Raw genomic sequence first — 24,139 nt, 5'->3', positions numbered from 1 at the left:
CAGCAGTGTTACTGACAATGGAACGTAAAAAGACGAGCAACCGTTGATGGTTTGCTCGTCTTTTCTATCAAATTTAATAAATGTTTTATTTCCTCCCCATAGCTGATGTGTGTTGAAGGATTTTCGACACACATTCATCTAAGGAAAACTTGTCTGTCTCTACGATCACATCCGGGCTAACGGGCTCCTCATATGGAGAATCAATACCCGTAAAATGCTTGATTTGTCCGGCTCTTGCTTGTTTATATAGACCTTTCGGATCTCTCTCTTCACATACTTCCAAAGGACATTGAACATAAACTTCCTTGTAGGAATCCCCTATGAGAGAACGGACCTTATCGCGTGTAGAGCGGTAGGGAGAGATCGAGGCAACGATCACATTCAGGTTCGCATCAAGCAGAATCTTACCAATCTCACCAATTCTTCTACCAACTTCCAGTCGATCTTCTTCGCTAAATTGAAGATCCTGATTAATACCTCTCCTCAATGTGTCACCGTCCAGAATGTAGCAATTCTCAATGTGATTTTTCAGTTCCTCTGCAAGCGTAGATTTACCTGAACCCGATAGTCCAGTTAGCCAGATCATTTGATTCATAGATACGTACCTCTTCCTGCTAGATTCTATTGTTAAAATACTTTGTATAGTTATTCTAGCTTAAACACAATTTCAGTACCTGTCCCGTCCTTCTTTAAGGGTACACTAAATTCCTTAAACACTAATGTAATACCGGAGTTATCATCTGGGAGAGGCGGAGATACTACGTAGTTATAGGCTGCATGTCCTGATGAACTTCCACCATTCGTCATTCGACAATCATACGATTTATCTATATATAACTCAAAGTGTTTAGGTTTATTAGCATATAATTCAGAGGTAATATCCCAATCCATACTAAGCGTGATAACACTTGCATTACTGTATTGTCGTATAGAGGTCAGTGTATAGAAGAACTCATCTGCCTCAATAGATTGTAGAACAGCAATATGTTTTTTAAAATCCGTTGGCTCGACCATCGGCTTAAAATGTTCTTCATTAAATAATGTCCCAAATACCGATTTCAAAAAATCCTCGTAAAGTTCAAACCTCGCCGCCCAATCTGAAATATACTCAAAAGATGGGAATCCTGGATTATTATCCGAGCGTTCCTTACGTTGTTTTATCAAAGCACAAATCTGCTCATCGATATCAGTAATTCTATGATCGTAATGCTCGGTTGGGCGTATAAACTGCATCCGTTTCATCTTAGTCCTCCTTATTGCAATTCTTTTCATTCATATGCTCATTAGACTAGCGTTACTTCAACAAACTATTTTATACATTTAAACACGAGAAAAAGTGGGATTCTCATCCTTCTCTTATACTCTCCTTCACTATTAAAAAATTGAGGATTTGGTTTACATTCTCTGATATCCTCTATTTTAAATCCGACTTGTTTCAGTGACTGAAAATACTCTTCAAAAGTTCTGTGGTACTTAACTACACTTTCTCCAATCCAAGGCTCCATTCTCTTACCCATTTCAAAATAGTTATCGACGATCCAGTCCGACTTTCTTTCTGAAGTTGTTGCACTTTTCATGGATGATGTTAGAACCGGATGCTGTACACTAAAAATAAACTGACCATTAGGGATAAGCGCACTACGGATACTATCAAAGATTGGTTCTAGGTCTTGTAAATAATGAATAGCTAACCGAGAGATTACCAAATCATAGTTCTCTTTTGGGTAATTCCAACTCTCCATAGTAGCATGGTGAATCTCACTTTTAGATGTATTTAACAGTTCTTTTGCCGCTTTGACCATATTACTTGAACCTTCCACACCTTCGTAAAAGTTACATCCCTGCTCAAGCAACTCATATCCGAACTTAGCATCCCCGCATCCTAAATCGAGCACCTTTTTCCCAAGTACATCGCCCATAAGATCATATATAACCGGCTTTTCAATAATGTTATTTGGGCTATCCGCTCTGTTTCTTCTCAATAAATAGTTATAGAAAAAATCTTCATTGTCATACACCGATGACCCTTTGTAATCCAAAAAAATACCTCCTTGCTGTTTAGAGTATACTTTTGGGTAATTTTAGCATTTAAAACAACCTTATACTACCGATAATTTCATTTAGCTCTTAAACTCCTATCATTAAAAAAAACACCCCAAAGAGTCTCTCTGAGGTGTCCAATTCTTAGTGTTTGATTGGCAACGTATAGTATCCAAAAGCAAGATCAAGTAATGCACTCGCTTCTTGGCGAAGCAAAGGCTTTTTAGAACGAAAATCGACAGACCCGTCATCATTCACTTTTGTATCAGGATCTACAATGCCTTGTGACACTAATGCTATGATCGAATCAGTGGCCCATGAGTCTGTGTCACCTTTAAGCGTAATTTTTGAAGCTTGCTTAGCTTGTTTTAGATTTTGAATCATAACGGCTGCTACTTGTCTTGTGATGACAGCATTACGATCAAAACCAGGGATTCCTTTTTTCGTTAATTCTTTATTCCCCTCAATTAAATGAGGAAAGCCGTACCATCCATGGGCAAGAATTAGAGCATCCATAAACTCACCTTGCGTAATCGTTCCCTGTGGTTTGAAATTGTTGCCAGATTTAGCACTTATCACATCAAGCGAATACAGGTTGTCGATGTAAGATTTATAAGCGCTCTCCTCGGATACATCAGCGAATGCTGGCTTCGTGTGAACCTTACGAGCATCTGAAACAAAGTCTGGGCTATTAGGATTCGTATAATAAAAGTATTCGATCTGATCTTTATGATCTTTTTTAAAGGCCAATTTGTTACCTAATTCATCTTCGAACAATAGCGGATTAATCATTCGTAACGTATGTGTACCGCTTGTTCCAGTCTCCATAATCAGATTGCCATCTGCATAGGTGAAGTTCGATTTCAAGAAATAGAATCTGGTGTTCAAATAAGTTCCAGTATATTTAGTAGCTTCTGATGCAGGCAATGGGAGATACGTTGGCGCCTCTGGTGCTTTCTTTTCAGGAAAATAGTGATCCATCAAGGCTTCATAAATATCTAAGCTCATCATTGTGTCATTGTTATAGGACATGTAGAAAGCGGTATTCTCCTCTGGCAATAATACGATCAGTGATTGATGACCAGGCATATTTCCACCTTTGAGAACCACATGATAGCCATTCATCAGATCATTACGATACCCTTCAAATCCTCCAATCGTCGTCATCGGAAGCAATTCATTCGCAAATACAGAGTAGGTTTGCATCATCTTTGTGGTTTCTTTACTAATGATTTGCTTTCCATTCACGCTACCCTGTTGTTGAAAAAGAGTTAAATATTTAGCCATATCTTCTCCTGTGGAAAGGATGCTGCCCTGTGGCCCATCGGTAGGAGCATGCCCAAAGGTTGGGTGAGGTTTACCATCTGGACCATAATGCGTGGCCATTCTATCTAACAGCACTGGGGTAAATCGAGCACTAGTAGAGTTCATTCCTAACGGTTTGAACACATGGTTCTCCATATACTTATAAAACGGGGTACCACTTACGTTCTCAATCGCATAACCCGCAAGTAAAAATGCAAAATTATCATAGGTGTAAGCTTCACCAGGTGTCCGAACGACCGTCGGCATATGCTCCGTCATAAACTTTTTCATTGGGATGTCTTGATCTACATATTCCGGTGCAACAAAGTTAGCTTTATCCGGGTAATCAAAGCCCGTTGTGTATGACAACATATTTCTTAAGGTTAACGGAGTTTCCGTTTCATTAGGTACTTTCATTCCTCCAAGATACGCATTGATATCGTGATCAAGATCCATCTTTCCTTGTTCCACTAGCTGCAAAGCTGCTAAAGCGGTAAATGTCTTCGACACGGATGCGATCTGAAAGACGGTATTCTTATCGACAAGTGTTTTCTTTTCTTTGTCCGCATATCCGTACCCTTTATTCACGAGCACCTTTCCGTCTTTAACCACTACAAAATTGGATCCGTTCACATTGTAATCCTTCATTTTCTGCGCAAATATAGGGTCCGCGAAAGCCTCGATTTCTTTTCCATTAAAAGATCCTTTCGAACTGGTTGCGTTAGTGGAGACTGGTGCTGAACATGCTGTAAATACAGCTGTTGATAATAATAGTGCGATGACGCTAAGCTTGCGTGTCTTTTTCTTCATAATCCATTCTCCTCTATAGGGTTAGTTGTAAATAGTAAACCTGTTCTGAGTATCACAAACGGATTGTCATTCTAGCTAGAAACGTTCTGTCACCAATTAGCTTCGTTACATGTCATATGACATAACGATTTAATCAAAAAAAGACACCAACAAGGAGTCAGTGTCTTTCATTTCACATATTAGTTTAGAGGAGCTTAGAGCCATCTCGAAAAACTTTTATGAGATACATTGATCTGATTTCGTTCGGCCCAAGCTTTTAACTGTTTCATTATTTCATCTTCATCTTTTTGTGACAGAAAATTAAAGCATAATTTATAAGGAACAAATTTATTCACTTTAGGTCTAATCCCAATTACAGGACTAAAATATCCTTTTATATATATGTCATTAATCCGCTCTGCTTCTATTCCTAGATCTTCTATTAATATAGATTCCGGTTGAATCTGAATTTCAACAACTCTTCTGATCGTAAATATCCTGTAGACTAAAACAATTGCAACAATGAAACACAAAATAGCCTGACCATAAAGTAAACAAGATAGCACTAAGTTGTCACTACTTGTATAGCGATAGTTTAAATTATAAATTTGAAATAATTGAATCCCCATTAGCAGACTGATATACACCAGAAGTGGTATTAACGACGGACGCCTCACTCTATAAACCTCTGTATTATCCATGTGCCCCTCCTTTTCTCACGTCCATATAGATTACCATATGTTATAAAAAATGGATATTGCATCTTAGTGCTTGGAGAAAAAAGACGGGGCGCCCCATTAGCCTTTTCAAGGCTCTTGGAACACCCCTTATATTGCCAAAGCCCCTTAGAGCCATCTCATAAATCTTTTGTGAGACAGTTTAACTTGATTACGTTCAGCCCATTTGGTTAGTTCTTTCATTCCCCTGTATTCTTGTTCAAGAAAACTAAAACATAATCTATAGGGAGCAAATTTATGATCTACAGGTTTAATCCCTATTACTGGCTTGAAATAGCCCTTTACATAAATATTCTCAATTCGGTTTGCTTCAATTTCTTTATTTCCAACTATTATTGAGTCCGGAAGAATCTTGATTTCAATGAACCTTCTAATCGTAATGATCCTATAGAGCAATACGATTACAACTATCAGACAAAAGATTACCCAAAAATATCCGATATACGAAAGTACTTTACCGTTCGTATTTTTTATGACGCTTGTCAATAGTAAGCCACTTGAAATAATCATTGATAGTAGAAGTGACATTAATGAAGGACGACTCACCTCATAAACCCCTATATGATCCATGTGCCCCTCCTTTTCTCACGTCCATATAGATTACCATATGTTATAAAAAATGGATATTACACTTTTCTTCACTTTACTGGAATCTCAATCACCTTATTGTATGCCTTCAAATAGTGTATTCCTTCTATTAGTAGTGACCCAGGCTCTGCTTGTGTATCAAATAATAAAGTTCGTTCTTTCATTAGTTTGCCGTCCACTTGCTTTGTCTCTTTTTGATTGATCGTTGTTTTTAAAGATGTACTCTCGTTGTTTGTTTCTATAGACACACCATCCAGCATTACATCATCGTCAGAAGCGATTGTTATTTCGATGCCTTGGGAGGTTTTGGAGACATCTTTTAACCATAATTCTTTATCATCCAACATCAATGGCTTATCACTAAGGGAAGTCAGGGAATACTTTTCGTCCAGCTTTTGATATCCAGGAAACTCTTTAACGACTAGCTGCATGGAATGTAGCTCCTTAGGCAATGTGTCGAAGCGAATATCAAATGTTCTTCCACCTAATGAGGTTTGATTACCACTACCCAGAATCTCTACAGGTGTTCCATCGACAATTAATTGTATCCCATGTAATCCAAGCTTCACTCGATCAAAATTATCGACATCCAGCTTCCCTTTTACTACAGTCATCGTTGGTGTAGCTGTGATTGATTTGAAGGTAATCGTCCCTTTGTCGACTTTAACCTTCTTGTTGATCGATTGTTTAATCTGAGTTTCCATGGCCTCATTAGGGTTATAAGGGAACGTAACTGTTCCTTCGCTCATCTGGCCGTTCTCTACTAGCTGCTGCCAAAAGTGTAACGTTAGTTTTTTTGAAAATGGATTTACGCTGTCAAACGACATCTGTCCTTTAATCTCCGTATGCTCTTCATTGATTAATGATGTACCACTTACTGCGTTAGAATCGGTTAAAAAACCACTTATTTTTGAGGGTCTAAAAGCGTCTACAGACATATCCTCTAGTCCATTTGGGTTAGTTAAGGTGTAATACATAATGAATTGATTGGCGTCCGCCATAATTCCGTTAATGGTAAGAGTTGTTCCGTCTAGTAACGTAGTTTTCTTGTTGATGTTTTGTCCCAACCCTTTTTCATTTAGCTGTTGTAAAGTTGTGCCATTAAGCAATTCATCAAAGCCAAAAAGCTGTTTGCCAAAATAAGCAAAAGCATTGTAGTTTTGTCCAGAGATCACTGTCACCAATAAAACAACCGCCGCAACCTTCCAAATCGGTGCTATTCTTTTCGTTCTTTTTGCGGGAGCCGAATTCAAAGCCTTTCTTAATCTCATTTCTAATTCTTCAGGTGCGGTAATGGATGCTATGCGCGTCTTCTCATCAGCTAATTGTTGCTCGACATTATTGTTCATCAACATCACCTCTGTACTGATTTTTGAGCGTTTGTAATCCATGGTAAATTCTTGATTTAACCGTTCCTATCGAAACCTTTGTAATGTCAGCTATCGTTTGATAATCGAGATCATGAAAATACTTTAATTGAATCGCTTCTCTCTGATGTTCATTTACTTGTAACAACAAGGTCTCCATATCCATTTGCTGCTCACTTCTGCGATAAGGATCATTACTACTCACTACTTGGCCTATTTCCCTATCGTCAACCTTACTCCAATCCTCTAACAGCACCAGCTTGCCGCGCTTATGAAGGAGTCGTTTACAGCCATTCACCAAAATCGTCTTACTCCAGCTATAAAATGCTTCCTCTTTCTTTAGTTGACCGATCTTTTCATAAAGTGTGACGATCATATCGTCCATGGCATCCATGGCATCATGCGCATTCCCCATATAGCTGAACGCTAGCCTATAATAAACGTCTTTTTCAGACATGATTAAGTGGAGCAATGCTTCTTTATTCCCCTTTTTGGCTTTTTTCACCCAACGAGCAACATCCATGCCTTCACCTCTCTCCCCTATAAGAGTTAGGAGTAACTTAAAAAGTTCATTTCCCATAAAATAATTTTTATATACTATGTATGGTTTCATTCACCTAAATGTAATATTAAGGAAAATAAGTCTCTTCTATACCCCAATCTAGTTGATTTTAAACACTTCAAGTAATAGAATGAACTAATCTAAAAGAAAAGGATGGGCATAAGAGATGCCGTTTAAAGAACCTCGTACACTCAGTAAAAGATCCCTATTTTTTTTCTCTCTCATTATGCTAGTTAAAAGTTATTTTGCTTGGTATTTTCTCTTTGAAGACGGGCCTACGTGGACCACATGGCTTAAAGAAATCCCTTTTGTGCTTCTAGTCTTTTGCTTGATTGAATGGTTCGCAACGAAACGAAAAATTGCCATCTACATGCTGGTCAATGTGTTGATCACTACGCTATTTTTCTCACTCATTGTATATCATAATCATTTTGGCATCATTGCTACTTCGCAAGTATTAGATCAGGTCAAACAAGTAGGAGCCGTTAAGAAAAGTATTTTCTCGGTCCTTCGTCCGCAATATATGCTTATTTTCGTGGATATCATTGTCATTGGTTTGATCATGTTTAGAAAGCAAAAGGCACTTAACTGGAAAAAAGCTATGTCGCGTAAAAGTAACAGGAAAGCGGTTGCGATCTTGTTCTGTATTTCCATCGTCATTTGTGCAATGAATATTTTTCCTAACCGAGCCAGTATGAACGAAACTGTTAAAGCCGAGCAAATGGGCATTCTCAATTATGAAGCTTACTCTCTATTAGCCAATCAAGAAGAGGAACAAATCGACGTCGCTAAGATTACACAAGCAGCGATTAACGAGACCAAAGGAATTCAAGCAACCTCAAATCCGGTTCAATTTGGAGCCGCCAAAGGAAAGAACCTGGTCATTCTTCAGATGGAGTCTTTCCAGAACTTCTTAATCAACCTTAAGATTGATGGAGTAGAAATTACGCCGAATATGAATAAGCTTGCGGCTAGCAGTTATTACTTTCCGCGTTTCTACCAGCAGGTTGGACAAGGAAATACTTCTGACGCCGAATTCATTGTAAATACTTCTTTCTATGTTCCACCTGATGGTCCAGCCACTCAAATGTATGCGCCAAAAGAGCTTCCAAGCTTACCTAAGCTGCTTCAAGCGCAAGGTTATGATACGGCAACATTCCATACCAATGAAGTCGACTTTTGGAACCGTGGAGAGCTTTATACTGCCTTAGGATTTAATCGATATTACGATAAGGAATATTATGGTGAAGAGGACACGGTATTTTACGGAGCTTCTGATGAGGTGTTGTATGAGAAAACAGCTGCAGAGCTAGCAAGGATGGATCAGAAGGATCAGCCTTTCTACTCCCATGTTATTTCGATGTCAGCACATAATCCGTTCTCGATCCCTGAGGAAAAATACAAAATGGCCCTTCCAGAACGATTCGAAGGAACATTAGTCGGAGATTATATTCGTGCTCAAAATTATGCTGACTATGCACTGGGACTTTTTATTGATGAGCTCAAACAAAATGGGGTATGGGATAACAGCTTGATTGCATTGTACGGAGATCACCGCGGACTTCCTATCTTCTCTCTAAAAGAGGACGATCACGTCTTATTACAGGAAATCCTTGGTCATGAATATACGGAACGCGAATTAATTAATATTCCGTTGATCCTCTCAGCGACGGGGATTACAACGCCAAGTGTAAAAGAACAGTTGGGCGGTCAAGTGGATATTTTGCCTACTGTATCTAATTTATTGGGTGTTTCTCTTGCGGATCATATTCATTTCGGACAAGATTTATTGAATCAATCGACTTATAACCTACTTCCTCAGCGCTATTATTTGCCAACAGGATCGTTCGTAAATAATGAAGAGCTCTTCCTATCTGGCAGTGGCTTCGAGGATGGTCAGCATTATACCTTATCTGGAGATGGTAACCACACGCAACAAACGACCGAGGATGAGTTCGATCGTGCTTTAGAGCTTCTCCATCTATCAGATAGTTATGTAACACAGTTACCGGATAGAGTAATTGAGGAAAAATAAGCTTATATATACCAAAAACACTGCACTCACCAAATCGGCGAATGCAGTGTTTTTCTATAGTCATTTACTTATTCTTTTACGACCAGTTTTAGAGGTGCGGCAATCAGTTTCTCAACCGTCTTGCCATCTAATACGTCTTTCGCTGCTTGAATCGCTAACTGCCCAATTAATGCAGGCTGCTGAGCAACGGTTCCTGTGAGTTTACCCGCCTCAATGGATTTAAGTGCATCTTCATTTCCATCAAAACCGATGACAGGAATATTCTTACCTGAACTCTGAATCGCTTCTATAGCACCAAGAGCCATTTCATCATTATGAGCGAAAACCGCTTGTACATCTGGATTTCCTTGGAGAAGGTTCTCCATAACGGTCAACCCTTTCGTACGGTCAAAATCAGCAGTTTGCTTCGCAATCACCTCAAGCTGCGTGTCGGCAATTTCATGGAATCCTTTCCCGCGTTCACGGGTAGCTGATGCTCCCGGTGATCCTTCTAGTTCTATAACCTTTGCACCTTTTCCAAGTTGCTCTACAATATATTCAGCTGCCATTGATCCACCTTTTACATTATCAGAGGCAACAAGGGCTTTAATATCTCCCTTATCTGCAGAACGGTCCAAAGTAACGACTGGAATATCTAGACTGTTAGCTGTCTGAACAACCGTCGAGATCGCTGAAGAGTCTACTGGATTGATCAACAGCGCATTTACACCTTTTTGCATTAAATCTTCAACGTCATTACTTTGCTTGGCTGAATCATTCTGCGCATCGATAACGAGAACCTCCATACCAAGCTTCTTAGCTTCTGCCAAAACTCCATCTTTAACAGATACAAAGAACGGATTGTTCAAGGTAGAAATGGATAATCCAATCTTCATATTCCCTGGGCCTCCGCCGCTGTTCGGCTTTGCCCACTCTGGAGGCTCTAAGGAACAGCCCGTCATAAGAATCAAGAGTAAGGAAGTAAAAATTAATGTGAGCTTTTTCATGTGGAATCCCCCTTATACGGCTTTCTTACGGTCTATGAGTACAGCAATCGCAATAACGATCCCTTTAACTACCATTTGGTAAAATGATGATACGCCGAGCAAGTTCAAGCCATTGTTCAGAATCCCGATAATAAGAGCACCAATTAATGTGCCTACGATACGTCCACGGCCACCTGTTAAGCTCGTCCCCCCTAATACTACTGCCGCGATCGCATCCAACTCATAGGATGTACCTGCTGTTGGTTGCGCTGAGTTCAACCTAGAGGTCAAGATGGCACCAGCCAATGCTGATAACATACCGGTTAAGGAATAGATCATTATTTTGATGCGGTCTACTTTGATCCCTGAAATAATGGAAGCTTTCTCATTACCCCCAATAGCATACGTTTTACGGCCAAATGGCGTTTTATGCAGTACAATCCACAACACAGCGAATACGATAATCATCGTGATAGCAGGAACAGGTATTCCTAGTAAATATCCACGACCAAACAATTGGAACGTCATGCTGTCACCAAGACCTGTGATCGGATTACCGTCCGTGTATACAAGCGTTAATCCGCGGAAAATAGTCATGGTCGCCAGTGTAGCAATAAAAGGCGCCATTCTGCCTTTCGTAATCATCAGTCCGTTGACCATCCCCATCAGTCCACCCGCTAAACAACCCACAACAATAGCTAAGATTGGATCCCAGCCTGACAACATCAAGTTGGCTGTGAAGGCACTGGATAAAGCTAGAATAGACCCTACTGATAAATCGATACCACCCGTTAGAATAACAAAGGTCATTCCAAAAGCGATAAGCGCATTAATTGCGACTTGTCTAAGCAAGTTCAGTATATTAAGGGGTTCCATAAAGCTTGGGTTCAGCACGGTTACGATAATAATTAGAATGATTAACCCTAGTAATGGCCCTAATTTCTGCGTGATTTGCCCAATTTGGAAACCTTTCTTTACACTCTCATCTTTGATAGTAGTCATTACTATTGCCCCCCTGTAGCTAACGTCATGATTTTTTCTTGCGTAGCTTCTTGTTGTGAAAGTTCTCCACTGATTTCCCCTTCATGAACAACTACGATGCGGTCACTCATCCCTAAGACTTCAGGAAGTTCTGAGGATACCATAATAATGGCGACACCTCGTTCAGTTAATTCGTTCATAAGCTGATAAATTTCCCGTTTTGCCCCAACATCGACGCCGCGTGTAGGCTCATCAAGGATAAGAACACTGAGGCCAATACCAATCCATTTGGCGATAACTACTTTTTGTTGATTACCCCCAGATAAATTCCGGACCAAAGTGGATGATGATTGTGTCTTAATGTGTAGCCGTTTAATAAGCATGTCCACGAATTCTTGTTCCTTCTTAGCATTAATTACACCCTTAGGGGCAAAGTCGTATAAATTCGTCAGTACCATATTATCTCGAATAGAGAAATCTAGGATTAACCCCTCATCTTTACGGTCTTCTGTAACAAAGCCGATTCCAGCTTGCATAGCGTCATTGGGATTCCGAATGGTAATCTTCTGTCCCTTCACCCAAATCTCACCTTGGTCTAATGATTCTAATCCAAATAAGGTTCTCATCATCTCTGTACGTCCAGATCCCATTAATCCAGAGAATCCTATGATTTCGCCAGCTCGCACAGAGAAATTAGCATTTTTAAATTGCCCTTTCTTTGAAGCATTCTTAACTTCAAGAACTACTTCTCCGGGTTTAGAAGTCCGCTCAGGGAACCGGTCCGTTAATTCACGACCTACCATCTTCCGAACTACATCGTCAAAATTAGTTTCAGGAATGGGCTTCGTGTCTACGGTTTTCCCGTCTCGCATCACGGTGATTCGATCACATATCGTAAAAATTTCTTCCATCCGATGCGAAATATAGACGATAGAGACGCCTTCTTTCTTTAGCGAGGCAATGACTTCAAATAGTTTCTGTATTTCTCTCTCGGTTAATGCAGCGGTAGGTTCGTCCATAACAATAACTTTCGCATGAGTCATAAGCGCTTTAGCGATCTCAATCATCTGTTTTTCACCTACTGAACATTCCCCCGCCTCTTGGTTCAAAGGAATGGTCACAGAGAGCTTAGCAAACTGTTCATTTGCTAACGCTTTCATCTCTTTCCTATTTAACAGGCCGAATTTGGATGTTCGTTCCTTGCCAATGAACAGATTATCCAGAACCGTCATATCTGGCCATACATTCAGCTCCTGATGGATAAATGCGATTCCATATTGTTCTGCCTCTTTGGGATTCGTAAAGTATTTCTCCTGATCATCTATACGAATGGTCCCTTGGTCACGTTGGTGCAGACCGATCAGAATATTCATCAGCGTAGACTTACCTGCACCATTCTCGCCCATCAGGGCATGAACTTCACCATCCTTAAGTTCAAAATCCACACCGGTCAATACACGGTTAGCGCCAAAAGACTTATGAATATCTTTCATCGTAATGTGCATACACTTAGAACCCCCTTTTTATCCAAAATAGACCCCAGCTTGTAAAATACAATTTGCATATGGCTTTGCTTCACCCGTGCGAATAATAACCTTAGCCTGCTGGGTCAGCTGCTTAAATTGCTCATGTGAATACGCCTCTATCGGTATTCCCTTAAATTTATTATTCAAGTATTGAGAGGTGACTTTATTATCAGTCTCTAATTCCTCTGCAACGATCAGCTTTTCGATGACCATATCCTCTGAAATCATATCAACGATATCTTGGAAGCTAGGGACCCCTAGTTTAACCGCCAAATCAATCTTCGGAATACCCGGTGGAACAGGAAGCCCAACATCTGCGATGACAATCGTATCGGTGTGACCTAAGTCCGCAAGCACTTTAGAAATATGACTATTTAATACTCCGTGTTTTTTCATAATTACAGATTCGCCTCCACCTCTGCTCTTGTTGGCATACCACCTTGAGCACCAAATTTAGTAACGGATAAAGATGCTGCTCGATTGGCAAACTTTACACTATCCAGAATGGAGCTGCCTTCAGCTAAAGCAACTGCAAATGCCGCATTAAAAGTATCTCCAGCTCCGGTCGTATCTATAGCGTTCACTTTGTAAGTAGGAACCAGAATTTCTTGTTCTCCATCGTAAAATCGTACGCCATTGCTTCCTTCTGTTATAAACAGCTTGTTGGGATACTTCCGTAAAGCATCTGTAGTACTCATCCCAGGGAATAAAATCGTACATTCATGTTCGTTCGGTGTCAGATAGGCGGCATTTTCTATAATCGTGTCACTGATGGGACGAGCAGGAGCTGGATTAAGCAGCATAGGTACATTGAATTTATGGCAAAGCTCACTTACATAAGACACCGTTTCTTCGGGTATCTCTTGTTGGATTAGCACCATATCAGACCCTTTTATAGCATCAAGTGCTCGCTCAACCAACTCAGGAGTGACTAAATCATTAGCTCCTTTTACAACGATAATGCTGTTATCACCTTCTGCTAAAATGATGTGAGCTGTCCCGCTCTCGACATGTGTAACCGGTTCCACATTGGTTGTAAGAACCCGATTTCTCTTAAGATTCTCCATGATTTCCGTACCATAGAAATCTTCACCTACACAACCAACCATCGTAACTTCTGCGCCCAAACGTGAAGCAGCTACAGCCTGATTCGCTCCCTTGCCTCCTGGAACGGTAGCGAAGCTCTCTCCAAGAACAGTTTCCCCTGCGTGAGGTCGCTTGGATGAGGTCACCACCAAATCCATTGAACAACTTCCGATTACACAAATTTTAGCCATGTCCATCAACCTTTCTTATGTTGTCATCTATTCTTTTCTTCTTGTTGTTTCCCGCTCCACAAAGCTAACGGGTAATTGAATGATTTTATCTTCTACTTTATCTTGCTCAATTAACTTAATAAGTAAACCAGCTGCTTCACGGCCCATGTCATGTGCAGGCTGACGGATAGTGGATAACGAAGGCGACAACAGGCTGCTGAGTGGGATATCATCGAATCCAATGATTTGGAGATCCTGTGGCACTCTTTTACCTAAGCGATGTGCTTCATGAATAACAGCTGTCGCCACGATATCATTACTGGCAATTACACCATCTGTATTTATATATTTATCAAACAACTCTACAGCCCATTGTTCCGCTTCCGTGTGGGAGAAGGATGAAGTCTGGATCACTTGATAAGTGATTCCCATTTCATCAAGTACTTCAATCGCACCTTGAAATCGATCTTGCGCCGGTTTAATATGCGCCGGTCCTTGCATAACTGTAATTTTGGTGCTTCCCCGTGCAATGATTTCTTGAGCAGCAAGGCGTCCGCCTTTTCTGCCATCTGCATATACGGAGGGACTGTCATTAGAAGTACGGTCAAGAAATACAACCGGAATTTTCAAATTAGAATAAATATCTTTCTCGGGAAAATTGGTTGATGAGATCATGCCAATGACATTATTTTGGATAAAGGTTTGAATATAATCCAATTCCTTTTCCTCATTCTCATCACTATTACCAAAGATTATTCGATAACCATGCTCCTGCATCCGATCTTCTATCCCACGTGCTAATTGCGGGAAAAATGGGTTCGTAATGTCAGGCAATAGAAGTCCTATTAATTTGGATTTCCGTTTATACAATGACCTTGCAACCTCATTAGGGGTATAATTCATTTCTTTGATAGCTGCCTCAACTTTTTTTCGAGTATCGATATTCACATAACCAGATTCATTTAACACCCTAGAAACGGTTGCTACCGACACTCCAGCTATTTTTGCAACATCTTTAATCGTCATCATGATTCATTTCATCCCCCAATGTGTAACCGGTTACATGTATTACATTAATTAGATTATCATAAAACCGTTTTCATTACAATTCTTTTTTCGTTCCAATATATAACAAAAGATATCGATTGAACTCGATATCCTTAGTGAGGCTAATAAACCAGTTCACAATCATGGTGTTCCCAAACATCAAATAAATTACCATCCAGATCTTCAAATACAAAAAACTTACCATACTCACCTTCGTCACTAATGTTTCCGACTTTCACATCTTCACAACTCAAATTGTTATGAAGTGATACGACATCATTAGTAAAGAAAGTGATCACCCATCTTTTCTTATCCCTTACCTCGAACACAGCTCTTGAATCATGATCACTTTGTGTTAAACATAGGATCGGTCTATTCTCTCTAAATAAGCTTAGATTGCCTTCTCTTCGATCCCTAATATTAAAACCAAAATGTTTCACAAACCAAGCTGCAGATTTCTCCAAGTCTTTAACTGGGATCACATTATATGCAATACCTAAAATTCTTCCAACTTCCATCGAATACCTCCTTGACCTTAGACTTTTGTCTACTAAAGATCTCTAAAGACTTTTATCAGCAAATCGATTTAATAGTTTGATTGTATTAAAATGCATCCCTTCATGGTAAAGCGTGAAATTTATGAATTCTCCGATTGTATTTAAGGTTAATCCACTTCCGGTTGTAAGCGGTGTTGCTTGCTCACTTAAGCGATTGTGCATTGCTTCCTGAATACGTTTGGGTTGCTCCGAAAGCATCTTAATTAACACTTCAAGTGTTGGTGGTTTCTCGCTCCACTCTGCAGGTTTAGTACCTTTTGCAAATAATCGTTCAAAGCTTTCCGGCAATTGCATAAGCTCCCTAGCGGAATGAAAAGCGAACTTCTCTTGCACCAAATAAATATGTCCCAAGTTCCATCTAATGTTGTTATTAAAGCCCTGTGGAATGATATCTAGTATTTCCTCGGAAAGTTCTTCAACTGCACGAACAGTAACACTACGTACAAATTCAATTTGTTTGAACACGATTTGCTCCATCATAGCCCCTCCTATTTTTTATCCATAGTTTACCATGCACGACAACCGAATCCCAGCAGTTAGTACGAATTGTAAAATATCCCTTTACAAAAGAAAGCGAATGGTTTATTTTAACATTAAGTAATTATTAAATATTACTTGTATTATCCCAACATTTAAATTCTATAACAAGAAATATCGGAGGTTATGATGGAAGATAACATGAAAGATACCTTACTATCGAACATAAAATTTGCATATAACGAAGCTTTGGAATTCATTGTTTCTATGGGAATGATTGCTTGTGAAGAGCAGTTGCTTAAGGCAGCAGAGGATTACAAACTTGAAATGGACCCACAAGTGTTGTCTTATCATAAAGATGCACGAGCACGGTTGTCACCTCACTCCTACCGAGAACTTCAGTTTTTTTTCCAGTACAACTTTTTTCATAAAGCACTCGATTTTGCTTTCTATGAATCCATTTGTACCTGTCAAGAACCACAAACAGCTGAAGCATGGATAAATCGACTGGAAAAGAGTCCTGCAGAAAAGGTAGTCGCTGAAATGGTATATGGTGTGTATTACGATAAATTAGATGAGTTGCTAGAAGGAAACGATTGGGAAATCGTCAAGAAGGATACCCGCTTAATGGCTGAGCTTGTGGCAAGAACAAAACCACAGCTGGATGTGATTGAAGCGCAGGGGCCATTACTAGAGTGTCTTGCTTATCCCGAAGAAACTAAGCTGCGTTATATGCAGCTTTTAAACCAGTTCTACAAGGATGTCTTTTCACTTTGGAAAGAGGAGTTAAAAAGGGAGTCTGAACAAGCCTCTCAGCGTTATGAAGGTCTGTTCCTAGCGAATCCTGAAAGATTCATTCGTGATATCAACAAAAATGAACCTGCAGTTTATGATGTTCCCACTACTTTTCATGTCAGCTTCTTCTCACAAGTTGGCAATCATGTTCTCTTCTTTTACGCAGGAAGTTCCCGTATCGCATGGGTTATATTCGGCATTTTTAATGACCATGTATTCGGACCGGCTGCTGATCGAGAGAAAACTGAACTTTTTTTAAAAGCATTCTCGGATAAACGACGTTTAGACTTCTTGCTGCTCTTAAGGAATCGCCCTCACTATGGACAAGAAATTGCATCAGCACTTGGCATAACGCCCGCGGCAGTAACTTATCATGCCAACTTCCTATTCTTTTTAGACCTTATCGAACTAAAAAGAACCGACCATCGATTATATTACCATCTTCGAATGGATAAATTGAGAGAATTACTTACCGTCACCACAAAAGTAATGCTCGATGAGGAACCTCCTATCTTTTAAGTGAACCACAGCAATTAAAACCATAGTGGGGAGGGTCTAAATTGAATGAATCTACAAACATAGAAGCAGACTCGATCAAAAAATCCAAAGTAGTTTCTAACACTTTTATGCGTTTACTGAAACTTGGAAAACCCTATTTAGGCTGGTACCTCATATTATGTCTCTTAGCTGCCGTCGTTTCCCTTGCAACAGTTGGGATAGCCGAATCTTTACGACGTATAATCAACGCTGCTACGAATCAGAACATGTCCTTTTTAATGTCTGGTGCTATCTTTGCTCTAATAATCGTTATTGTAGATGCTTTAGCCAGCTTCTTATTGACTTACTTATCAGGTGTGCTTGAATTCAAGTCGACCTCCAAGCTTCAGGTATCACTGCTAGCTAGATTATTAAACGTACAGATGAAAGATTTGGATCGTTATCATTCTGCTGATCTTATTAGTCGTATCAATGATTCTGCCCCAGCTGCTCAGCAAGGTATCAATCAGAAGACCATTGAACTATTCAGTAATCTGATGCAAATTACATTTCTCCTAACTTATCTGCTCTCACTCCAATATGTCTTAACGCTCGGAACTATATTGATTTGCTCGCTTGTTCCACTTGTGATGATTCCCTTCACTTCCCGCCTACGTTCCATGCACGAGCAAAGACAGCAAATTGAAACCGCTCAACAAATGTTTATTCAAGATACGGTACAGGGTGCTGAGGTTGTGCGTGCCTTCTCCCTTGCACCTAAGCTGCATAATCAATTCACACAACGTGTTAGGCAATATTTCAACATTCATTTACCTGTCACACGCTTAGAAGCTGTGGGCTATAATATGCCCTTTGCCGTTATTCTTAGTGGATTGCTATATGTTCTCTCCTACGGCGGATATCTAGTTATCCAAGGGAGATTGGATGTGGGAGCAGTGGCGGCATTTCTGATTTGTTTCGAGCAAATTACAAACCCTGTATCAAAGCTGGCTAATCTATGGACAGAATTACAAGCCTCGCTGGCGCAAGGTAAACGATTGTTTGAAGTCATTGATTTACCAGAAGAAGACGCAAGCCGTGAATGTAATCAGGAAGATTCTCATAAAGAAATGCCGATGAATAACAACCAAGCAATTAGTGGCTTGTACCCTATCACCTTTGAGAATGTAGGTTTTCTTTATGGTAATCATCAAGTATTAACTAACGTAAATCTAACCATAGAACCAGGTAAAGTAACTGCGTTTGCCGGTCCTAGTGGCAGTGGAAAAAGCACCCTCCTTCAATTAATACTCGCAACCTATGAACCTAATGAAGGGGTCATCCAATCTGGTAAGTTGCCGTTAAGCAGCATTCCCCCTCGGTCTTGGCGTAATCATTTGGCTTATGTTTCTCAAGAGCCTTATCTGTTCACTGGAACCCTATATGAAAATATTGCATGGGGAAGACCTGACGCAACCTATGAAGAAATTATTAAAGCAGCAAAAAGTGCGGGGATACATGAATTTATTATGAGAACCCCACTTCAATATCAGACTTCTATTGGGGAACGGGGCCATACCTTATCTGGCGGTGAAAGGCAGCGGCTATCTATTGCCAGAGCGTTTGTCCGAGCGCCTAAGCTTCTCCTTCTTGATGAACCCACAGCTGCACTTGATAGCCATAATGAGGAGATTGTCGGCCAGGCCCTGCAAGAACTCATGCATGATCGTACAACGGTTGTTATCGCACATAGATTATCTACCATCAGAAATGCAGATCACATTTATTATATGGAGGCGGGTTCTATTGTTGAAGCTGGGACTCATCTGGAGTTAATGACTTTACAAGGACGGTATTACAATATGGTTGAGACCTCAATGAAGAAGGCTGATATTTCTGCTCTGGTCAGGGAGGTAGAGATATGAATGAGATGGAATCCAAGAATCTTAAACTGGGGTATGCTCTGCGTAGATTAATCTCTTACGCTAGTCCTTATCGAATTGGATTTATTGTGGCTGTACTCCTGCTCTCTGCTAAACTCGTAATGGACATAGGATTTGCAGCCATTCAGCAAGTATTTATTGATACGATCAACAACGCCAATATGGATGCATTAACACGTATAACTGTAATCTGTGCCATTGCATGTGTCATCATTATCTGCTGTCTTATGGTGCAGCATTACTTCCGTTTTGTTATGCAAAGTCGGATGGCTTGGGATATTCGTGCGAAGCTGTTTGACAAAAGTCACCGACTTCCATTTCGTTACCTTCAGTCCATGCATTCAGGTGATTTGACTTCGCGTAACACTAAGGATGCAGGGATGGCCATGGGGATGATAAACAACATCGTATACGATTTAGGCTATAATCTACTTCTCTGTTTCATTTCCTTTCTATATTTGGCTAAAATGGATGTCTGGATCGCCCTGTTAGCTCTTGGATCAGGCCCCCTTGTTTTTCTTTCCGGACGTTTCTTTGATCGCAGATTACGAAAATTATCTACTCAAATATATGCAAAAGAGGCGGAATTACGAGGAATCTTACAAGAAACGCTTCAAGGAATGAAGGTCGTTAGAGCCTTTTCGCTTGAAGAAACTCTCTTAAATAAATATGCGTTAGAACGTGAGCAGTTAAGAAGAATGCAGCTGCGAAAATCGCTTCTAAATGGTCTCTTATGGCAATCTTCTGCCTTTATCAACAATCTCGTAATGGTGACATGCGCCGCTTTAATTGCGTTATCAGCTCTAAGTGGCGGAACATCAGCAGGTGAAGTACTCGCTTTTATTATTTTGATGGGTAGGGTTCAATGGCCTTTTGTCCATATGTCTCAAACATGGGGAGGTGTCCAGGAGGCTTTAGGTGCAGCTGACCGCATATTCGCTATACTTGATGCACCGGATGAAGGAGCTACTCGTCCTTTGCCAGAATCCAGCTCATCAACATTTGCTTCCGTAGAGGTCGCTGCATTACAAATAGAGGATGTCCACTACAACTATTCGGGTAAACCGGATAATGAAGCCTCCCTATTTACAGGGCTTAATATTCATATACAACATGGAGAAACTATCGCGGTTGTCGGGCCAAGCGGGTCAGGGAAGACGACGCTCGTTCGATTATGTAATGGACTTTATGAGCCTACTTCAGGAAGCATCACGGTTTATGGAAAGTCTGTACATGATCAGCTTGAAGAAGCACGAGCAATGATTACTTATGTTCCCCAAACCCCTTATTTGTTCTCAGGAACTATACGAGACAATATCGCCTTCAGTTCTAGTACAGCTAGCGAAGAGGATATTCGAGAAGCCGCTCGGCTCGCAGGTGCAGAAGAGTTTATTACGAAGATGCCCCATGGTTATGACACTATCCTAGGTGAACATGGATCGACTTTATCTGGTGGACAAAGACAACGCATAGCCATTGCCAGAGCTTTTCTTCGTGATGCTCCACTCCTTCTTCTAGATGAAGCAACTTCCGCACTCGATAACGAATCTGAGCGAATGATTCAGCAATCGCTTGATTTGTTAATGAAGAATCGAACCACATTGGTTATTGCACACAGACTATCCACCATACGTGAAGCATCTAGAATTATCGTATTAGATCAGGGTTCGGTTGTTGAGGAAGGTACACATGAGTCTTTATTAGAAATGAATGGGCTATACTCACAATTATATAACATTCAATTTAAATCATCTGAAGCAGAAAACATTAGTGAATCTGAGTTGCTTCAATTACATTCCAATCTTTGATCTCAGTTCAATGCATACATCGTAATTCATAAGTTATTTTAATTAAGGTGTATGCGTTGGAACCGAGTATAAATTATCCGCTTCTTTTAATTGTTTCATGACGAGCTTAATAAATGACTGGATATAGCTTTCTTGAAGCTCTTTCTTTCTGTGGCTCATCCATATCGAATGCTTTGAGATTACATTTTTCATTTCGACCTTGGCTAACATACCCTGATCAAGATAAGGCTTAGCTAACAACGCAGATACAAAACTAATCCCATAACCGGCAATCACGGCTTGAATAACCTCATTTACTCCATTAAATTGAAGTTCGATCTTCGGTTGTTGTACCTTTCTTTCTTCACATAATTGTACAATTCTCTCTCTGGCTGCGCTACCTTCCTCCCTCATAATAAATGCCTCAGCCATCACTTCCTCAAAGCTAACCTCCTGCTTGGCAAAAGCGTGATTTGAAGAAACTACGAACACATACTCGTCCTTGTACAACTCATGATGTTCGAATAAACCTATATTATGTGACGGAAACGCCATATCACTATAAATCGCCACGTCTGCTTCAAAGTTATTTAATTGTTCCATGACTTCATGAGAATTAGTAGTAGAAATCTGAATTTTAACCTCCGGAAAAGATTGCTTGTATAATGATGCCCACCGGGGGATGAGTATGCTTGTGGCCAGATAATTACCTGCAATCCGAATATGGCCCGCTGGAAATTTATGATAATCCTCAATAATCTGCTGTACCTGTTCACCCATAGCAAATAACTTTTCAAGTGGTTCGATCAGTTTTCTCCCAATCGGTGTTAGCACCATTCTCTTTCCTATGACCTCTAATAATACGATATTATTCTCCCGTTCAAATTTGCGGATCTGCGCTGATATAGCGGGTTGACTAATGTGCAAACGTTCGGAGGCTTTGGTCACACTCCCTGTTATCGCAACATAATAAAACAATTTTAATACATGATAGTTCATCCTGATTTCTTCCTAACTATATAAAATAAATTCATTGTTTAACGGACCTTCGGCTTTCTTATTATAACTATACATTATGAATATTAACTATTATATATTGTTTATTTATAATTATTTATCTTATACTTACAACTATTCAAAAGGGAGGTTTCGTTAATGAAGGAGACAGTATTATTTCTAACCCGTCACGGGCAGACCGAATGGAATTTGCAGAAAAGAATGCAAGGACATCAAAATTCGGCGTTAACAACCTTGGGTGAACAGCAAGCGGAATGGTTGAGAGAACGTTTGGAAGGTGAGAATTTAGGAGCCATTTATTCTAGTACTAGTCCAAGAGCATTGCATACTGCGCAGATTTTACGAGGAAATCGGAGTTTACCGATTCAACAGCAAGCTTCATTAATGGAAATTAACATGGGCATTTGGGAAGGAATGAACACAGATCAGATTGAACAAGAATATCCATTACAGTACACCCATTTTTTCACCAGACCTGATCTTTTTATTCCTCTAGCCCCAGGTGAGACCTATAGTCAGCTTGAACAAAGAGTAACGCCGACTATTGAGCGTATCATTAACGATAATGAAGGACATGAGGTACTTATTGTCACGCATCGGATGACCCTGAAAGTCATTATGGCTCATTTTCTCAATAAATCATTGCAGGAATTAGGGGAACTACCGGATATTCTCTCTACAGCATTGTGTAAAGTAACCCTAACTGACAACAATACAACTATCGATCTGTACGGCGATACTTCACATTATCAATAAATCCTTCTCAAAAATAAAAAAGGAAACTCCGATTTAAATGGGGTTCCCTTTTTAGACTTCAATTTTAAATTTCCACACTTTTGATTGTAAAGCTGCGGACCTTCATCCATTTTCCTGAAATAAATTCGTCAATTGTTTTCGTCTTCGGTCTAACACAAAAACGATGCTTGCTCCCTTTATCAAAACCAACCGCTTCAAAAATCAGGCCGTCACCTATTTGCTCCTTAAAGAACACTTGCTTAAGTCCCAATCTATTTAACATTTCAAGCTTTACACTTTCGATATATGTGCGTGAATACTCCTTAGACATATGTGTTCCTCCTAGTAGTGGTAGTAATATTATAAATTCAATATTAAGAAAATCAACCGAAGATCACATAATCACAAAAAGAAAAAAGCCAACCCATAGTCTATGGATTGGCTTCTACTATATAAGTTGATTACGAAATTATTTAACTTCTGTTGTTCCAGTCACTTTTCCATCAATAACAGCTGATGTTTTCAGATCTTCGCTCGCGAAGTAGAGGTTACCATCAATAGTGGCGGTTTCAGGCAGAGTAAAGCCTTTCGCTTCTACATAAACATCGCCTTTAATCGTTCCGCCTTCAACTTTCAAATTCTCACTTTGTACTGTAAACTTTGGTACGGTTAGTGTATAAGTAGCAGTGATCTTGTGATCAGCATCTTGCGAATAAAGGGCAATCTTACGGTAGATATCGCCATCTGCGGCTCCTTTATTACGGAATTCTCCAGCTACAACAACCTCATCAGGAATCGTTACATCATTTAGAATCGCAACAATCCAGTTTCCATCTTTGCTAACAGCCTTAGTAAATGCATCTGCTTGATTCACGATCGAAGCTGTAGTGACAGCATCTGTCTGCTCAGCAGCCGGAGCTGAAGTTGCCGCCGAATTAGTTGCTTTATCCTCATTTGCTCCACAACCTGCCAATACTGCTACCGAAACCCCAGCCACTAAAATCATTTTAAATAGTCTCATTTTCGATTCCCCCTAATTTTGATTATGAATTAATTATATATTAAAATTCTTAATAATTAAGTGAATAATTTCACAAATTTGTGTCAGTATCTAAAGCGGTTTCACAGCGTTCTCTCTTCTCGATTAAGATTT

General features: G+C 39.9%; 24 protein-coding genes. 5 read left to right on the top strand and 19 right to left on the bottom strand.

What is annotated here, in order from left to right; genetic code table 11:
* Positions 1–85 precede the first annotated feature (85 nt).
* The 8 genes from cysC to ACFWMP_RS10865 all read right to left on the bottom strand — a co-directional run bounded on the left by cysC (position 86) and on the right by ACFWMP_RS10865 (position 7,349).
* Positions 86–625: an adenylyl-sulfate kinase gene (gene cysC / locus ACFWMP_RS10900; protein WP_262495725.1), complete on the bottom strand. Its 540-nt coding sequence runs from the start codon at positions 623–625 to the stop codon at positions 86–88.
* A 20-nt stretch (positions 626–645) separates the two neighbouring features.
* Positions 646–1,242 (bottom strand): hypothetical protein, encoded by a 597-nt coding sequence (locus ACFWMP_RS10895; protein ID WP_379423695.1) that lies wholly within the window; start codon positions 1,240–1,242, stop codon positions 646–648.
* 65 nt (positions 1,243–1,307) lie between these two features.
* Positions 1,308–2,039, bottom strand: coding sequence for a class I SAM-dependent methyltransferase (locus ACFWMP_RS10890; protein WP_379423694.1), 732 nt, complete (start codon positions 2,037–2,039; stop codon positions 1,308–1,310).
* Between the two features lie 145 nt (positions 2,040–2,184).
* On the bottom strand, positions 2,185–4,155 hold the full coding sequence (locus ACFWMP_RS10885; protein WP_379423693.1) for a serine hydrolase domain-containing protein: 1,971 nt from the start codon (positions 4,153–4,155) through the stop codon (positions 2,185–2,187).
* Between the two features lie 194 nt (positions 4,156–4,349).
* Entirely contained in the window at positions 4,350–4,835 is a 486-nt protein-coding gene (locus ACFWMP_RS10880; RefSeq protein ID WP_339242440.1) for a hypothetical protein, read from the bottom strand.
* A gap of 144 nt (positions 4,836–4,979) precedes the next feature.
* Entirely contained in the window at positions 4,980–5,441 is a 462-nt protein-coding gene (locus tag ACFWMP_RS10875; RefSeq protein ID WP_379423691.1) for a hypothetical protein, read from the bottom strand.
* A 68-nt stretch (positions 5,442–5,509) separates the two neighbouring features.
* Complete coding sequence (locus ACFWMP_RS10870) at positions 5,510–6,808, bottom strand: DUF4179 domain-containing protein (protein ID WP_379423689.1); 1,299 nt, start codon at positions 6,806–6,808, stop codon at positions 5,510–5,512.
* Positions 6,798–7,349 (bottom strand): sigma-70 family RNA polymerase sigma factor, encoded by a 552-nt coding sequence (locus tag ACFWMP_RS10865; RefSeq protein WP_379423687.1) that lies wholly within the window; start codon positions 7,347–7,349, stop codon positions 6,798–6,800. The genes ACFWMP_RS10870 and ACFWMP_RS10865 overlap by 11 nt, the downstream gene beginning before the upstream one ends.
* A gap of 265 nt (positions 7,350–7,614) precedes the next feature.
* On the opposite strand from ACFWMP_RS10865, the gene ACFWMP_RS10860 reads away from it, so the two are divergent.
* Positions 7,615–9,423, top strand: coding sequence for an LTA synthase family protein (locus tag ACFWMP_RS10860; RefSeq protein ID WP_379423685.1), 1,809 nt, complete (start codon positions 7,615–7,617; stop codon positions 9,421–9,423).
* A 68-nt stretch (positions 9,424–9,491) separates the two neighbouring features.
* On the opposite strand, the gene rbsB is transcribed toward ACFWMP_RS10860, so the two are convergent.
* The 8 genes from rbsB to ACFWMP_RS10820 all read right to left on the bottom strand — a co-directional run bounded on the left by rbsB (position 9,492) and on the right by ACFWMP_RS10820 (position 16,235).
* Positions 9,492–10,409, bottom strand: a complete 918-nt coding sequence (gene rbsB, locus ACFWMP_RS10855; protein ID WP_076286607.1) for a ribose ABC transporter substrate-binding protein RbsB — start codon at positions 10,407–10,409, stop codon at positions 9,492–9,494.
* A 12-nt stretch (positions 10,410–10,421) separates the two neighbouring features.
* Positions 10,422–11,390 carry an ABC transporter permease subunit gene (locus tag ACFWMP_RS10850; RefSeq protein ID WP_042189841.1) on the bottom strand — a complete coding sequence of 323 codons (969 nt, stop codon included), beginning with the start codon at positions 11,388–11,390 and terminating at the stop codon, positions 10,422–10,424.
* 2 nt (positions 11,391–11,392) lie between these two features.
* On the bottom strand, positions 11,393–12,874 hold the full coding sequence (locus ACFWMP_RS10845) for a sugar ABC transporter ATP-binding protein (RefSeq protein WP_076286606.1): 1,482 nt from the start codon (positions 12,872–12,874) through the stop codon (positions 11,393–11,395).
* A gap of 18 nt (positions 12,875–12,892) precedes the next feature.
* Positions 12,893–13,291 (bottom strand): D-ribose pyranase, encoded by a 399-nt coding sequence (gene rbsD, locus ACFWMP_RS10840; RefSeq protein WP_379423682.1) that lies wholly within the window; start codon positions 13,289–13,291, stop codon positions 12,893–12,895.
* 2 nt (positions 13,292–13,293) lie between these two features.
* The gene (gene rbsK, locus ACFWMP_RS10835; RefSeq protein WP_379423680.1) at positions 13,294–14,172 is read right to left on the bottom strand and encodes a ribokinase; all 879 of its coding nucleotides are present in this window, start codon (positions 14,170–14,172) and stop codon (positions 13,294–13,296) included.
* A 27-nt stretch (positions 14,173–14,199) separates the two neighbouring features.
* A complete protein-coding gene (locus ACFWMP_RS10830; RefSeq protein WP_379423678.1) occupies positions 14,200–15,180 on the bottom strand; it encodes a LacI family DNA-binding transcriptional regulator in 981 nt (326 codons plus the stop codon).
* A gap of 140 nt (positions 15,181–15,320) precedes the next feature.
* The gene (locus tag ACFWMP_RS10825) at positions 15,321–15,716 is read right to left on the bottom strand and encodes a VOC family protein (protein ID WP_042189851.1); all 396 of its coding nucleotides are present in this window, start codon (positions 15,714–15,716) and stop codon (positions 15,321–15,323) included.
* Positions 15,717–15,758: 42 nt separating this feature from the next.
* A complete protein-coding gene (locus ACFWMP_RS10820) occupies positions 15,759–16,235 on the bottom strand; it encodes a DinB family protein (RefSeq protein WP_339242456.1) in 477 nt (158 codons plus the stop codon).
* A 183-nt stretch (positions 16,236–16,418) separates the two neighbouring features.
* Between ACFWMP_RS10820 and ACFWMP_RS10815 the strand changes: the two genes are divergently transcribed.
* The 3 genes from ACFWMP_RS10815 to ACFWMP_RS10805 are packed head-to-tail and all read left to right on the top strand — an operon-like array spanning position 16,419 to position 21,255.
* Positions 16,419–17,546, top strand: coding sequence for a helix-turn-helix domain-containing protein (locus ACFWMP_RS10815; RefSeq protein WP_379423675.1), 1,128 nt, complete (start codon positions 16,419–16,421; stop codon positions 17,544–17,546).
* A gap of 41 nt (positions 17,547–17,587) precedes the next feature.
* Positions 17,588–19,429: an ABC transporter ATP-binding protein gene (locus tag ACFWMP_RS10810; RefSeq protein WP_379423673.1), complete on the top strand. Its 1,842-nt coding sequence runs from the start codon at positions 17,588–17,590 to the stop codon at positions 19,427–19,429.
* The gene (locus ACFWMP_RS10805) at positions 19,426–21,255 is read left to right on the top strand and encodes an ABC transporter ATP-binding protein (protein WP_379423671.1); all 1,830 of its coding nucleotides are present in this window, start codon (positions 19,426–19,428) and stop codon (positions 21,253–21,255) included. Before ACFWMP_RS10810 ends, ACFWMP_RS10805 begins: the two co-directional genes overlap by 4 nt.
* 42 nt (positions 21,256–21,297) lie before the next feature.
* On the opposite strand, the gene ACFWMP_RS10800 is transcribed toward ACFWMP_RS10805, so the two are convergent.
* Positions 21,298–22,233, bottom strand: a complete 936-nt coding sequence (locus ACFWMP_RS10800; RefSeq protein WP_379423669.1) for a LysR family transcriptional regulator — start codon at positions 22,231–22,233, stop codon at positions 21,298–21,300.
* Between the two features lie 156 nt (positions 22,234–22,389).
* On the opposite strand from ACFWMP_RS10800, the gene ACFWMP_RS10795 reads away from it, so the two are divergent.
* The gene (locus ACFWMP_RS10795; RefSeq protein ID WP_042189861.1) at positions 22,390–23,007 is read left to right on the top strand and encodes a histidine phosphatase family protein; all 618 of its coding nucleotides are present in this window, start codon (positions 22,390–22,392) and stop codon (positions 23,005–23,007) included.
* 64 nt (positions 23,008–23,071) lie between these two features.
* Here ACFWMP_RS10795 and ACFWMP_RS10790 read toward each other — a convergent pair whose 3' ends face one another.
* A complete protein-coding gene (locus tag ACFWMP_RS10790) occupies positions 23,072–23,317 on the bottom strand; it encodes a hypothetical protein (protein ID WP_042189863.1) in 246 nt (81 codons plus the stop codon).
* Positions 23,318–23,455: 138 nt separating this feature from the next.
* Complete coding sequence (locus ACFWMP_RS10785) at positions 23,456–24,007, bottom strand: polymer-forming cytoskeletal protein (protein WP_341124612.1); 552 nt, start codon at positions 24,005–24,007, stop codon at positions 23,456–23,458.
* Positions 24,008–24,139 lie beyond the last annotated feature (132 nt).

The organism is Paenibacillus sp. NPDC058367 (genome assembly GCF_042723305.1).
Taxonomy (GTDB): domain Bacteria; phylum Bacillota; class Bacilli; order Paenibacillales; family Paenibacillaceae; genus Paenibacillus_AQ.
This window is presented reverse-complemented; position numbering and strand designations above follow the sequence as displayed.